Origin of the sequence: Arthrobacter zhangbolii, assembly GCF_022869865.1 — a bacterium.
GTDB lineage: Bacteria > Actinomycetota > Actinomycetes > Actinomycetales > Micrococcaceae > Arthrobacter_B > Arthrobacter_B zhangbolii.
On record NZ_CP094984.1, the window covers coordinates 3,204,615 to 3,218,022 of the forward strand.

Below are 13,408 nucleotides of genomic sequence, written 5' to 3' on the forward strand. Positions count from 1 at the left end.
CAGCCCCTCCGGCTGCCCCGGCGGTGTAGGGGTTGCGGGTGCGGCTCAGCCCCTCCGGCTGATGGCGTTTCGCTCCGCTTTGTCCGTTTTCCCTCCAGTTTGGGAAATCGCTGCCGGTTTGCAGCGGAGGGATTTCCCAAACTGGAGGCGTTTTCCCAAAGTGGAGGAATTTTCCCCACCGATGGGCTTCTTCCTCAGTGCCCTGCCGGCAGGACCGGCCAGCACCAGTGCACCCAGAACGACAGCCGCGCCAAGACACTGGCCGGGGCTCAGCGCCTGCCCGGCGAGCAGCCAGCCGGCCGCGGCAGCAACCACCGGACTGAGCAGCCCGAGCAATGCGGCACTGGACGCCGGAAGCCGGTGCAGGCCGCGGAACCACAGGCTGTAGGCCAGGGCGGAGCCGATCAGACAGAGATAGGCATAACCGGCGAGGTTGATGCCGGTCAGGGCGGGCGGCGGTCCTTCCACCAGCAGCGCCAGCGGAAGCAGGAACACTCCGCCGGCGATCAGCTGCCAGGACGTGGCGGCCAGCAGCGTATCCGGGACACCCCATTTTTTGGTCAGGACCACCCCGGCGGCCATGGCTACCGCCCCTCCCAGCGCAGCCGCCACACCCACCGCGTCCAGACGGGCCTGTGCCTGCAGCACCAGCAGCCCGACGCCGGCCATCCCGGCGGTACCTGCCGCCAGTTTCCGTCCGGTCAGCCGTTCCCCGATCCAGCGCGAGGCGAAAAGCGCCACCAGCAGCGGCTGCACGGCACCCACCGTGGCGGCCACCCCGCCGGGCAGCCGGTAGGCGGCCACAAACAGCAGCGCAAAGAACAGCCCGATATTCAGCACTCCCAGCACTGCCGAACGCCACCACCACTGGCCGCGGGGCAGCCGCCGCACCAGCAGAAGCAGCAGCAGCCCTGCGGGCAGGGAGCGCAGCAAGGCGGCCAGCAGGGGCCGCTCCGGCGGCAGCAGTTCCGCTGCCACGATGTACGTGGTTCCCCAAACAATCGGCGCCAGGGCCGTCGTTAGGGTCAGGATCAAGGTTTTGCTAAGCACTTAGCTAATATAGCTAAGTGCTTAGCAAATTGCTAGAGTGCAATCATGACTGATCACGTAGGCAGGGTCCTGGAGCAGTGGGCAGCGGAGCGGCCGGACCTGGATGTTTCGCCGATGGCCGTGGTGGGGCGGCTGTCGCGGGTGGCACGCCGCTTCGATGAACAGCTGGCGGAAACGTTCGCCAAACACGGCCTGGACGCGGCCTCCTTTGACGTCCTGGCCACACTGCGCCGCTCCGGCCCGCCGTACACACTCACCCCCAAGGACCTCAGTGCCAGCTCCATGGTCACCTCCGCCGCCATAGCCCAGCGGCTGAACCGACTGGAGGCGCAGGGGTACGTGCGGCGCTCCCCCAGCTCCGCCGACCGGCGGGGCAAGCTGGTCTCGCTGACGGATGCGGGCCGGAGCGCCGTCGACGCCGCCCTCCCTGACCACGTGGCCACCGAACAGCAACTGCTGGCGGCCCTGGGTGAGGGCGAACGCGCCGCACTGGCCGCACTGCTGGCGAAATTGGATGCCTGACGCGGGCCGGAATACCCCCAGCAAAACCGTGTCCTAAGCGTTATATATATTTGTTCCCTATATTCAGTTTTCCTGAGTATCGTTCAGGGCATGAGCAAGCATGAGATGCGCGAACCGACCTTCCTGGTCCTCTCCGCCCTGGCAGACGGGCCCAAGCACGGCTACGCCCTGATCTCCGAGGCAAAGGATCTTTCCGGCGGCCGCGTGAAGCTGCAGCCCGGCACCCTGTACGGCGTGCTGGACCGGCTGCGCGAAGACGGCCTGGTGGAGATTTCCGGCGAGGACGTGGTGGACGGCCGCGCACGCCGCTACTACCGAATCACCGAGAACGGCGCCGCCACACTGGGCCGCGAAGCCGAACGGCTGGCGGCCAACGCCCGGCAGGCCATGTCCAAGCTGAAGCTGCGCGCAGCACAGGCCGGCGCATGAACACCGACGGCGCGCCCCGGCAAGCCGCCCGCCCCTCCCGGCAGGCGCACGGCACCTCCGGACAGGCGCACGGCAGCCCAGCTCCTGAAACCGGCAGGGACACCACCGCACTGGAGGCAGCCTACGCCAGGGCACTGTATGCCTACCCCGGCAGCTGGCGCCGGGAACAGGGTGCGGAAATGATCGGCGTGCTGCTCGACGTCGCGCGCAGCGAACACCGTACCCACCCCACTCCGGCAGAGCTGATTAACCTGGTGGGCAACGGCCTGGCCGCCCGCGCCCTGGCCCTGCTCGGCGCGGTGGGACGGACGCGCCGCAACGGCATCGCCTTCACCGCCACGGTGCTGGCCACCTACCTGGCCCTCACCCTGACACTGCTGGGCGAATGGGGCCCATGGGTCCGCCCGGGAACCCTGCGCTGGCGGCCCACCGGTGAAGGGTTCGGCGAGTCCCTGTTGCCGCTGGGACCGTTCACGACGGCGGCCGCAGTGGTGTATCTGGCACTGATCGCCGGGTTCCTGGCTACGTTGGCAGGCCGGCGGGCTCTGCGCCGGACGCTGCACCTCAGCGTCGCAGCTGCGGCTCCCCTGGTCAGTCTGGCCGGCACCTGGATGGAGGTGCTGGCGCCCCCATTGGTTCCCATGCTGGGGGTGAGCGCACTGGCGCTGCTGGCTTTGGCCGGCAACCCTGCCACCACTACCTCCGGACGGCTGCTGCTGGCCGTTGTCACCGCCGGTGTTTCATGGGGCGGGGTGATGCTCGCGGTGAACCGGCTCCCCGGCGGTGCCGCACTGTTCTTTTACGACACCGACAGCCTGATAGCCGTGGATGCCCGCTCCCTCACCCTGGCGGCGGTGTTCCTGATGCTCCTGGCGGGCATGCTGCTGGCCAGCGGACGGCGCGCCCTGCCCTGGACCGTGGGCCTGGCCGTGGCTGCCGTGCCCCTGCTGGTCCGGCTCTGGTCCGGTGGTTTGCTGGACGGTGGTCTGCTGGACGGCGGTTTGCTGGACGGGGCGGTACTGGACGGGGCCCTGACCGGTTCCGGTCTGCCGGCTGACGCCGGTTGGGGCGGGGGCTTCCTGCTCCTGGCTCCGGTCGCGGCCGCGGCGCTGACCGCCGTCGGCCTGCGTCTCGGAAGCATCGGCTCCCGCCGTAGGCAAGGCCTCCCCCGCACCACCTAAGACGTGTGGCCCGCTTGAGCCCACCCGCCTTACCCGCACCACCGCATTCCCTCCCGAATAACGTTCCACGGACACGCTCCCGATGAGCCGGTCCGGTACTGCCGCACACCCGCACCAGTCTCGAAAGGCACATCATGAACCTCTCCGTGAGCACCCCTTCCCGCCGCCCGGACCGCGCCCAGGGCTCCGCATCCCCCATGCCCGGCCGCCGTCGTCGTTATCTCGCCGGCCTCGGCTCCGCACTGTTGATCGGCACGGCAACACTGGCCGGCTGCTCCGCTGATGCCGGGCTGACCGTGGTGGCGGATTCCTCCGCCGACCCGTTCGAGGCCTACCTGGCCGAGGAAATGGACCAGGCGTTCTTTGCCCAGGACGTGCTCCGTTTCCAGTGCTACGCGGACAACGGCTACTCCGAGTACGCCCAGTTCATCCCCACCGAACCCCGTGCCCAGTACCGCAGCGAGCTGCTGGATCAGCTGACCGTCACTGACGCCTTCTTCGACAGCGTGCAGGATGCCACCGACCGGGGCCTGCGGTACGAGGCGGAGCAGCCCGCCCCCGCCAAGGTCTTTGTGCACGATGCAGCCTTCGACGCCGTCGCCTCCGCCTGCGACACCAAGGCCTGGGCCGCGCTGGGGAAGGACGCCGAGAACACCCTGATCGAATACAACCGGCTCGCCAGCAAGCTCTCGGGCATCTTTGACCCCACCATGGATGATCTGCAGCCCCTGCAGGCGAAAGTGGTGCAGTGCCTGGCCGACTCCGGGGAACCGGTAACCGCCGCACCGGACCAGCTCTTCGGCATGGCGCCCGGGGTCGAGCTCGGCGCCCCGGTGGAATACCCGGAACACAGCGGCCCGAAGCAGTCCGCCGGGGTGGAGATCATTCCCGCGGATACCGAAATTTCCTACGAGCCCACCCCGGCGGAGGCGGCCCTGGCCGTGAAGTACTACAACTGCTCCGTGGAAACCGGGGTGCGGGAGGAATTTGCCGCGTCGATCCTGGCGGCCAAGAAGGCCGCCGTTGCGGAACACGCAGCGGAGCTGGAGAAGCTGAACCCGCGCATCACGCAGATTGCCGCGGCCGCGAAGGACCTGCTGGACAGCTGATCCCTGCACTGTTCCGGGCGTGCCCCCGGGCCGGCGAAACCCGGTCCGGGGCATTTCCCGGCACCAGCGGCCCGCAGGGTTACGCTGTCCCGGTGATGACATGGGGGCGGCCGCCGGGGCCGGGGCCGCGCAGGATGGCCAAGCTGCTGTCGATGCTGGCCATGGCCGGAGGGACGGTCCTGTCCGGATGCCAGATCGACAGTGCGCCTATGCCTCCGGACGGCCATGTGTTCCTGACGGTCAGAGTGCAGCCGGCCGGCGAGACGGAGTCCGTGCAGGATTGCCAGGTCCGGCTGGATCCCCTGTTCAGCACTTCGCCGGCGCCCCGGGCCGCCGCTGGCATTTCGGATGCCGCCGGGGTGGTGGAGTTTGTCCAGCCGCACGGAAATTACCAGCTTTTCGTCGAGTGCCCGGGCCTGGAACCAGCGGATCCGACCTACCTCGAGCTGGACGGAAACGTCGCTTATGCGGATACGCAGGTCCTCGCCAGCCAACCCTGAGGCAGCACCCGGCACGGAACCCCTAGGCCAGGGCCCAAGGAAGGGTCGGCGTTTGCTGCGGAAGCAGGGGACGGAATATGAACAGCTCACCCATGTCCGACGACGACGGCCGGCACCGCGCCGGGCCACCCGCCGTCGGCCGTTTATGACGCTGCCCTGACACGTTGGACCGGCACCGCGTCCCTGACCGGGACAGCAGTTAGAATCAGCGCAGAAGACGCGGCGGGGGCCCGGGAGTACAACAGAAATACCGGCCCTCCGGCGGCCGGATACCCTTCCGGAGCCCGTCTTGGTCCCGTTCCCGGAAGAAGTAGAAATGCATCCCTTCACCCCCGCCTCACAGCAGGTCACCCTGCCGGTACAGCCGGCCGCCGCGGGGCAACGGCCCGGCATTGCCGGCTCGCCCCGGCCCTTCCTGCCGGACACGCTGCGCACCATCCGCTCCGCCCAGAACGGTGCCGGGCAGAAGGCCCGCCAGGTGACCCTGCTGCGCGATGATCCGGCCAAATCCGACGTTATGTCACTGCTGGCCCAGAACCGCGACCTGCTGTACCCCGGGCTGGGAGCCGGCGCAGCCGGGCTGACCCCTCCCTACCTGAAGCACCCGTCGGTGAGCTTCTGGACCGTGCGCGAAAACGGCACACTGCTGGGCTGCGGCGCACTCAAGGAACTTACCCCGCCAGTCCCCGGCAGCGGCACCACCGGCCTGTGCGGGGAAATCACGTCCATGCGCACCGCCGCGTACGCCCGCGGACTGGGTGTGGGCCAGGTGCTGCTGCAGCAGATCATCAGCAATGCCAGCGCCCGCGGCTACGCCTGCCTGCTGCTGGAAACCGGAACCCAGGACTTCTTCGCCTCCTCCCGGCGGCTGTACCAGCGCCACGGCTTTGTCGACTGCCGGCCGTTCGGCACCTACCGGGCGGATCCGGGCAGCATCTTCATGCGCCTTGACCTGCAGCCCGCCGCATCCGCAGCCGGAGCGGAGGCGGAGACGGCCGATGCCGCCGCAGCCCCCGCCGCACGGGAGCATGCCAAGCCCGGCACCCTGACCGCCATCCTCGCCGCCCAGCGGGCCATGGCGGCGCGGCCGCCGGTGCGCTGAGAGTGCCAGGCAAACCGTGAACCTGCAGCTCGATGACCCCTGCGCCCCGGATGTGCTGGCCCTGTTGGAAGAGCATCTGGCGGACATGTTCGCCACCTCCCCGGCCGAAAGCGTGCACGCCCTGGATCCGGAAGCACTGCGCGATCCGTCCGTCACTTTTTGGACGGTGCGCGGGCACGGTCTGCTGCTGGGCTGCGGCGCCCTGCGGGAACTGAACCCGCATCAGGGGGAAATTAAGTCCATGCGCACCGCCGCCTCCGCCCGCGGGCTCGGCGTCGCCACCCGGATCCTGCAGGGCATCCTGGCCGAGGCGCAGGCGCGCGGGTACCGGTCCGTGCTGCTGGAAACCGGCACCGAGGACTTCTTCGCCCCGGCCCGCCGGCTCTACGCCCGGCACGGGTTCACCGAATGCCCGCCCTTCGGCAGCTACACCGAGGACCCGCACAGCGTGTTCATGGCCCTGGACGCGGATACCTCCGGACGGTTCCCCGTCCCCGGCCGGCAAGAGACCGCCCACTAAACTGGCAGGCATGGCACTAACGACGGCGGAACCCCGCGCCCGTACCCGCACGCAGGTCCTCTGGCTCGCCGTCGGGCTTCCGGTGGCACTGCTGCTGGTGGTGCTGGGCGCGCAGATCCACGGGCTGGACTTCACCGTCTACCGTGAGGGCGCCCGGGCGTTCCTGGGCCTGGGCGAACACCGGCTGTATGACCCGGCGCTGGTGCAGACCGATACCCGCGGGCTGCCGTTCACCTATCCGCCCTTCGCCGCCCTGCTGCTGACCCCGTTCGCGTTCCTGCCCGAAGCCGTGGGGCTGGTGCTGATCACGGCCACCTCGTGCGCCTGCCTGCTGGTCACCGGGTTCCTCGTGGCCCGCTACCTGGAACGCAGCGAGGTGCTCCCGGCGAAGCTGCACCATGCCCTCGGCGGCAGCACCGGCACCGCCGTCCTGGCCGTGCTGCTGATCGGTGTGCTGGGACCGTGGCGGGAGGGACTGGGCTTCGGCCAGATCAACCCGATGCTGATGCTGCTGATTGTCGCGGACCTGCTCCGCCCGGCGTCCGCCAGGTTCCCGCGCGGCATCCTGATCGGCCTGGCGGCGGGCATCAAGCTCACGCCGCTGGCGTTCGGGCTGATTTTCCTGGTCCGGAAGGACTGGCGGGCCATCCTGGCCATGGGCGGGACCTTCGCCGCCACCGTGGCTGCAGGCTGGCTGGCCTCCCCGGAGCAGGCGCGGACGTTCTGGTTCGACTCGCTGTTTAATGCGGACCGGGTCGGCGACACGACGGATATGTACAACGTGTCGCTGAACTCGCTCATTGCCCATTTCGGCACCCCCGAGGCGCTGCAGCGTCCGCTCTGGCTGCTCGCCTCCGCCGCCGTCGTCGTCTTGGGGTTCCTCGCGATCCGGCGTTCGGATGCCCGCGGGGATGCCGTGGCGGCGATCAGCGCGAATGCCGTGGTGATGCTCGCCATCTCGCCGATTTCCTGGTTCCACCACTGGGTCTGGATTGCGCTGCTGCTGCCGGCGCTGTGGGGGGCGGTACGACGGCGGCGCGCCGGGGTGCGTGCCGCGGGCACGGCCCTGCTGGTGGCGCTGGTGCCGGTATTTATGCTCTCCTCGATCACCGTCACCATGATGCTCACCGGCACGGTGAGCGGTCAGGGGCCGGTGGCGCTGGAGCTGTTCACCGGGCTGGGCGTGGTGCTGCCGGTGGCGGCGCTGGCCTTCTGGGCCACCGCTCCGGTCTCCGCGGATCCGTCAGCGGAGCCCTCCGGCCAGCCCAGCACCAGATAGACCTCCGGCAGCCCGGCATAATGCCGGTCCAGTTCCGGCCGATGCTGCAGCCCGGCAGCCTGCGCGGTCCGCTGGGACAAGATGTTGGACGCGGTGGTCCGGGCCAGCACCGGCAGCTCCGGCAGTAGTTCCCGGCCGCGGCGGACGGCTTCGCGGGCCCCTTCCTTCGCGTAGCCCCGGCCCCAGACGGCGGGGTCATACCGGTAGTAGAGATTCAGGATGTCCCGGTCATCCACTGTTGCCCGCTGCAGCCCGGTGAAGCCGATGACGGTGCCGGGGGCGTCCCGCTCCGCCACGGCCCAGTAGCCGAACCCTTCGCGGTCCCAGTGGTCCAGGAAATCCTGCAGCAACTTCGCCGCGGACTGCGCGGTGGGCGTCACGGGATTGTGCAGATTGGTACGGGGATCGGTATGGATCCGCAGCGCGGCCTCATAGTCCGTGCGTTCCAGCCGGCGCAACAGCAAATGCTCGGTGGTGACGGGGCTCCAGTTGGCGGGGTTCTGGCTCATGCGGCCCATCCTAGGCTGGCCCACCCCCGGTTTTAGTGCCGAGCATCAGGTTGAAACGCCGAAGGGCTGGATCAGGACCAGCGGCCGACCAGGGCGCGGAACATCCTGGCAGCATCCTCCAGCGCCGCAAGCTCCAGGAACTCGTCGACGGCGTGCATCTGGGCAGGCGATCCCGGCCCCCAAACGAGCACCGGCACACCGGGCGCCGCCTGCGCCAGCACCGCACCGTCAGTGAAGTAGGGCGCGGGGCTGGAATCAACCTCGACGGCGGCGAGCGCTTCGATCCCGTCAACGGAAGAGCGCAGCGCGGGCAGCGCCAAAAGCACGTCCACCCCGGAGATCTCCGGCTGGCTTTGCCACCACTGCAGCAGTGTGGTGCCCTCACCGGCTATACGCATATCGATCACCGCTTCGGCTGCGTCGGGGACAATGTTCGGTGCGGTTCCGGAGGAGAACGTCCCCAGATTCCACGTTTCGGGGCCGAGGAACCCGTCTGCTCCCAGGGGCAGTTCCTTGCCGGCACGCACCAGGACATCGGCGAGTTTCAGCGCGGCGTTCACGCCCCGTTCCGGCGTGCTTCCGTGGGCAGCCAGACCCTCCGCGGTGACCCGCAGCCACAACGCCCCGCGATGACCCAGCACAATCCGGTTCTGCGTAGCCTCCGGAATAATCACCGCCCCCAGATCCAGCCCGGCCAGCCCCGCAGCGGCGTCGGGAGCTCCGAGGCTGCCAATCTCCTCGTCGGCAGTCATCAGCAGACCCACATTGCGGCCCAGCCGGTCCGCTTCCAGCAGGGCCGCCACCGCAGCGGCGAGCCCTCCCTTCATGTCCGTGGAGCCACGTCCGTACAGACGTCCGTCAGCGATCCGTGCCGCGAAGGGCGCCTGGCTCCACCGGGCCGGCTCCCCCACGGGCACGGTATCCACGTGGCAGGCGAACAGCAGGACCGGTCCATCTCCTGCGCCTGCGGTGAGCAGGGTCCAGGGGTATTCGCCCGGGCCGCTTCGGCGAACCCTGACATTCCGGGCCGAAGCAGACACCAGATCGGCCACAAATCCCTGCAGCGCTTCCTGCGCCGCGTGGTCGCCGGAGTCTGTTTGTCTCCTGACCAGATCCTGCAGGAGCTGCACGGTCTGTTCCTCGGTCATCAACGCTCCTTGCTGCTCTTCGTTGTAGTTCCGCCCGCTGAATCAGGAGGCGGGTTTTCCGGTGCTTTCCCGCAGTGTCATTTCCGGAGCCAGCGCGAGCCGGACAGAGGCTTCGTCTCCGTCCTCCAGCAGCAGGCGCACCGCCTGCCGGGCCATCGCTTCCAGCGGCTGCCGGACGGTGGTCAGCCGGGGCGTGCAAAGATCGGCGAATTCAATGTCGTCAAAGCCCGTGACCTGTAAATCCTTTGGCACGGCAATCCCTGACCGGTGGCAGGTCTGCAGCACGCCAATGGCAATAATGTCGGCTCCGCACACCAGCGCGTCGGGGAGAGTCCCCTGCTCGGCCATCGATGCCGTCGCGCTCCGGCCGAAGGAGGCACTGTACTCGCCCAGCATTATCCAGTTCTCGGAAAAGGACAGGTCGAAGTGCCGGCATAGCCTGCGAAAGGCCTGATGGCGTGCGGCCCCGGAGGAGTCTGTTTCCCGGGCGCCAATGAATCCCACCGACTTGACCCCCTGCTCCACCAGGTGTTCGAGGACCTGCCGGATGCCCCGCTCATCGTCCACGCCAACCCAGTCGGCGTCGAGGCCTTCAATCCGCTGGTCAACCTGCACCAGCGGCCGTGCACGTGCGGCAGCCTGCACGGCTTCCATGCTGCCTGTCGCGTCCACGGGGCTGACGATCAAACCGTCCACCTGCTGACCCAGCAGGGACTGCAGTGCTTCGCGTTCCCGCTCGACGTCCTGATGGGCGTTGCACAGCAGCAGCTGGAAGCCCCGGGCATGCAGCGCGTCTTCGACCTCCTGCACCAGATCCGTATTAAACGGGTTGGCGATTTCCGGCAGGACCATCCCGATGGTGCGGGTTTTGGAACTGCGCAATGCGCTGGCGATGGTGTTGCGCGAATATCCGAGCTTTCGGACTGACACCTGCACGGCACGTCGCAGTGCCGGATCCACAGTCTCGGCTCCTGCCAGGACCCTGGACACCGTGGCGATGGAAACGCCTGCATCGTCAGCGACCGTCCGTATGGTCACCCTTTCCAAATTCAGCCCCCTGCTGTGAAAACGTCTTCTGATACTAGGCCCATTCCAGGTGAGATAACCAGCCGAGGAAAAATCCCTCATTTGACCATTGTTTCCGGGGCGTTACAACGAACTTACATGTGACGACGCGGAAAAGAAATGTATTGACCGTTTCGGTTGCTCGGCCTAGCATCGTCCAAAACCGAGGAAACGTTTTCTCACCTATTCCGAGAGGCTCCCATGTCGACACCAGCACTGGGCGTGTTCCCACCCAAACCGTCCGCCATCGCCGAGCTCTTCGCCGCGGACAAGGTTCTCGTCGGCGCCATTCATCTGCCGCCGCTGCCCGGCAGCCCGCATTACCGCGGGCAGCCGGTCGAGGAGATCGCGGCTTACGGGCTGCAGGAGGCACGCACTTATCTGGAGAACGGTTTCAGCACCGCGATTGTGGAAAACCACTGGGACATTCCGTTCCAGAAACCCGGCGAGCACGGTTACGAAACTGCGGCAGCCATGGCTGTCATCACGCGCCGCGTGGTGGAGGAATTCGGTCCGCGAATCGGGGTCAGCATCCTCTCCAACGCCGGTGAGTGCTCCGTCGCTGCCGCGCATGCCGCCGGCGCAGGATGGATCCGGGTGAACCAGTGGGCCAACGCCTACGTCGCCAACGAGGGGTTCATCGAAGGCCAGGCCGCGGCCACCACGCGCTACCGCTCACGGATCCAGGCGCAGGGCGTGCGGGTGTTCGCCGACGTCCACGTGAAGCACGGTGCCCATGCCATCGTGGCCGACCGCACACTCGCCGAGCAGACCGAGGACGCGGAGTTCTTTGATGCTGACGTCCTGATTGCCACCGGTTCCCGGACCGGGGATGCAGCCAGCGTTGAGGAGGTGCGCGGTATCCGGGACTGCACTGTCCTGCCCGTCATCATCGGATCCGGCATCACTGCTGAGAACGCCGCTGAGCTGCTGGGTGAATGCAACGGAGCCATTGTGGCGTCATCGGTAAAGGACAACGGCCGCTGGTGGGGACGGGCCGAAGGCAGCAAAGTCCGCGCGGTGGCAAAAGCCGCCGGGATGTAGCCGGAACCATGATTGCCTTTTGTGGTTACGCGAACCGGGACGTCATTGTGCAGATGGACGTGCTGCCGTCACCGGGCGAACGCCTCCAGGCCCGGTCTATCCGGCTGTACGACGGCGGCATGGCAGCGAATGCGGCCGTGGCCGCAGCCCGGTTCGGTGCCGACGCGGTATTCGCCGGAGCGGTGGGAGCGGATCCCGAATCCGCTGCGTTCCTCGCCGCCTTGGAACGTGAAGGTGTCTCCACCGCCTGGTCCCGCACCGATGCCTTCCTGACCCACGCCGTCGTCCTGCTGGACCGGCATGGCGAGCGGGCCGTCGTCAGCGAGGATGACGCCCTGACCGGTGATGACCTCGAGGCCGTCCTGGGCAGGCTCCACCCCGGTAGCGGGCACTGGCTGTACGTGGACGGTTACCGCTGGGAACAGCCGCTCCCGGCACGCACCGAGGCCCGCATCGTCGTGGACATCGACGGATGTCACACTGCAGCCCAGGTCCGCAATGCCGCCGCTGCCGCCGGGCACCTGCTGGGCAGCCGCCGCACCTTCGAGGACACCTGCGGACTCTCACTGGAAGAGCTGCAGGAAATGTCCCGCCGCGAAGAAACCACCATTGTGCTCACCCGCGGCGCCGGCGGCCTGGATTTGCTCGAGCCAGGCCGGCCGGTCCGCCATATCCCGGCCGTCCGGGTCGAGGCCGTCGACGACACCGGCGCAGGAGACTGCTTCGCGGGAGTCTATGTCGCTGAACTTGCCCTCGGACAAACCGCGGCTGCGGCTGCCACAACAGCAGCCGCCGCAGCAGCGCTGGCCTGTACCCGCCGCGGCGCCCGGGCATCACCGGGCCGAGCTGAACTTCGCGACTTTCTTGCCACCCTCCAGACCGTTCCTGCCACCCACGGCACCCACTGAAAAGGACCCACCATGCGAAAGCGATTTACTGCCGCCCTGTCCATCGCCGCTCTGGCCCTGACCCTCTCGGCCTGCGACGGCTCGTCTGAGGCCGCTGACACCCCCGATTCCACCGGTGCCGCCGTTGCTGCCGAAATCCCCCAGCCGGAACGGATCCCCGAAACATGCGAGGCCCCCGACGGCGGCAACCTGAGGATCGGTCTGGTCACCCCGAATCTCCAGGCCCTGTTCTTCAACCAAATCAACACCGGCGCCCAGACCATCGCAGATGAGGCGGACGTGGACCTGCAGATCATCAGCGCCAACGATGACCCCATCCAGCAGGCCAACGCCGTGGAAAACCTGGTTGCCAAGAACGTGCAGGCAGTGATCGTGGCCGCCATCGATACCGAAGGCATCAAGCCCGCACTGAAGGCCGCCGCAGCGGCCGGGGTGAAGGTTGTTGCCGTTGACGGCATCGTCGAGGACCCGGCGGTCTCCACCCAGGTGGGCACGTCCAATGAGGAAAGCGGAGCCCAGATGGGTGAGTTCCTGCTGGAAGCAGCTGACGGCGATGCCGGGCCCGTCGGCATCGTCGGCGCCCTGAACTCCACCATCCAGCTTGAACGCCAGAAGGGATTCGAAGACGCGATCAAGTCCGGCGGCATGGAGGTGGGCACCGTAGTAGACGGCAAGAACGTGCAGGAAACCGCCCAGAGCTCCGCGGAAAACCTCCTGACCGGAAACCCCAACCTCGAATACGTCTATGCCACCGGTGAGCCGGCACTGATCGGCCTCGTCTCCGGCGTCAAGAACCAGAACGCCCAGGATCGGGTCAGCATTGTCGGCTGGGACCTGTCCGACGCCGCGGTTGACGGCCTGCAGGAGGGCTACGTCAAGGGCGTGGTCCAGCAGAACACCTTCCAGTTCGGCTATGACGCCATGACCGCCGCCGTGGACCTGAGCTGCGGCCGCGAGGTGGAAAGCACCATTCCCGTGCCCACCCAGATCGTCACCCCGTCGAACGTCGACGATTACCTCTACTACTTGAAGAAGTGATCCC

At 67.7% G+C, this 13,408-nt stretch carries 14 protein-coding genes and 1 pseudogene; 11 read left to right on the forward strand and 4 right to left on the reverse strand.

Going from position 1 to position 13,408, the window contains the following annotated elements:
* Positions 1-45 precede the first annotated feature (45 nt).
* Positions 46-1,050 (reverse strand): EamA family transporter, encoded by a 1,005-nt coding sequence (locus MUK71_RS14940; protein WP_227928384.1) that lies wholly within the window; start codon positions 1,048-1,050, stop codon positions 46-48.
* Between the two features lie 45 nt (positions 1,051-1,095).
* On the opposite strand from MUK71_RS14940, the gene MUK71_RS14945 reads away from it, so the two are divergent.
* The 8 genes from MUK71_RS14945 to MUK71_RS14980 all read left to right on the forward strand — a co-directional run bounded on the left by MUK71_RS14945 (position 1,096) and on the right by MUK71_RS14980 (position 7,692).
* Positions 1,096-1,572, forward strand: coding sequence for a MarR family winged helix-turn-helix transcriptional regulator (locus MUK71_RS14945; RefSeq protein ID WP_227902872.1), 477 nt, complete (start codon positions 1,096-1,098; stop codon positions 1,570-1,572).
* 90 nt (positions 1,573-1,662) lie between these two features.
* Positions 1,663-2,001, forward strand: coding sequence for a PadR family transcriptional regulator (locus MUK71_RS14950; protein ID WP_227902873.1), 339 nt, complete (start codon positions 1,663-1,665; stop codon positions 1,999-2,001).
* Complete coding sequence (locus MUK71_RS14955; protein WP_227928383.1) at positions 1,998-3,182, forward strand: hypothetical protein; 1,185 nt, start codon at positions 1,998-2,000, stop codon at positions 3,180-3,182. The genes MUK71_RS14950 and MUK71_RS14955 overlap by 4 nt, the downstream gene beginning before the upstream one ends.
* Before the next feature lie 134 nt (positions 3,183-3,316).
* Entirely contained in the window at positions 3,317-4,291 is a 975-nt protein-coding gene (locus MUK71_RS14960) for a hypothetical protein (protein WP_227928382.1), read from the forward strand.
* A gap of 134 nt (positions 4,292-4,425) precedes the next feature.
* The gene (locus MUK71_RS14965) at positions 4,426-4,791 is read left to right on the forward strand and encodes a hypothetical protein (RefSeq protein ID WP_227928381.1); all 366 of its coding nucleotides are present in this window, start codon (positions 4,426-4,428) and stop codon (positions 4,789-4,791) included.
* A 316-nt stretch (positions 4,792-5,107) separates the two neighbouring features.
* Positions 5,108-5,893, forward strand: a complete 786-nt coding sequence (locus MUK71_RS14970; RefSeq protein ID WP_227928380.1) for a GNAT family N-acetyltransferase — start codon at positions 5,108-5,110, stop codon at positions 5,891-5,893.
* 16 nt (positions 5,894-5,909) lie between these two features.
* Complete coding sequence (locus tag MUK71_RS14975) at positions 5,910-6,413, forward strand: GNAT family N-acetyltransferase (protein WP_227928379.1); 504 nt, start codon at positions 5,910-5,912, stop codon at positions 6,411-6,413.
* A 10-nt stretch (positions 6,414-6,423) separates the two neighbouring features.
* The gene (locus MUK71_RS14980; RefSeq protein ID WP_244802790.1) at positions 6,424-7,692 is read left to right on the forward strand and encodes a glycosyltransferase 87 family protein; all 1,269 of its coding nucleotides are present in this window, start codon (positions 6,424-6,426) and stop codon (positions 7,690-7,692) included.
* A 56-nt stretch (positions 7,693-7,748) separates the two neighbouring features.
* Here MUK71_RS14980 and MUK71_RS14985 read toward each other — a convergent pair.
* From MUK71_RS14985 to MUK71_RS14995, 3 genes and pseudogenes are all read right to left on the reverse strand, one after another.
* Positions 7,749-8,210 (reverse strand): annotated as a pseudogene (locus MUK71_RS14985) (GNAT family N-acetyltransferase); the annotation flags it as partial.
* 62 nt (positions 8,211-8,272) lie between these two features.
* Complete coding sequence (locus tag MUK71_RS14990; protein WP_227928377.1) at positions 8,273-9,349, reverse strand: M20 family metallopeptidase; 1,077 nt, start codon at positions 9,347-9,349, stop codon at positions 8,273-8,275.
* A 42-nt stretch (positions 9,350-9,391) separates the two neighbouring features.
* Positions 9,392-10,387, reverse strand: coding sequence for a LacI family DNA-binding transcriptional regulator (locus MUK71_RS14995; RefSeq protein WP_227928376.1), 996 nt, complete (start codon positions 10,385-10,387; stop codon positions 9,392-9,394).
* A 228-nt stretch (positions 10,388-10,615) separates the two neighbouring features.
* On the opposite strand from MUK71_RS14995, the gene MUK71_RS15000 reads away from it, so the two are divergent.
* From MUK71_RS15000 to MUK71_RS15010, 3 genes are read left to right on the forward strand one after another with little or no spacing between them, the layout of a single operon-like run.
* Entirely contained in the window at positions 10,616-11,458 is an 843-nt protein-coding gene (locus MUK71_RS15000) for a BtpA/SgcQ family protein (RefSeq protein WP_227928375.1), read from the forward strand.
* An 8-nt stretch (positions 11,459-11,466) separates the two neighbouring features.
* Positions 11,467-12,366: a carbohydrate kinase family protein gene (locus MUK71_RS15005; RefSeq protein WP_227928374.1), complete on the forward strand. Its 900-nt coding sequence runs from the start codon at positions 11,467-11,469 to the stop codon at positions 12,364-12,366.
* 12 nt (positions 12,367-12,378) lie between these two features.
* Positions 12,379-13,404 carry a substrate-binding domain-containing protein gene (locus tag MUK71_RS15010; protein ID WP_227902884.1) on the forward strand — a complete coding sequence of 342 codons (1,026 nt, stop codon included), beginning with the start codon at positions 12,379-12,381 and terminating at the stop codon, positions 13,402-13,404.
* The last annotated feature ends 4 nt before the right edge of the window (positions 13,405-13,408 follow it).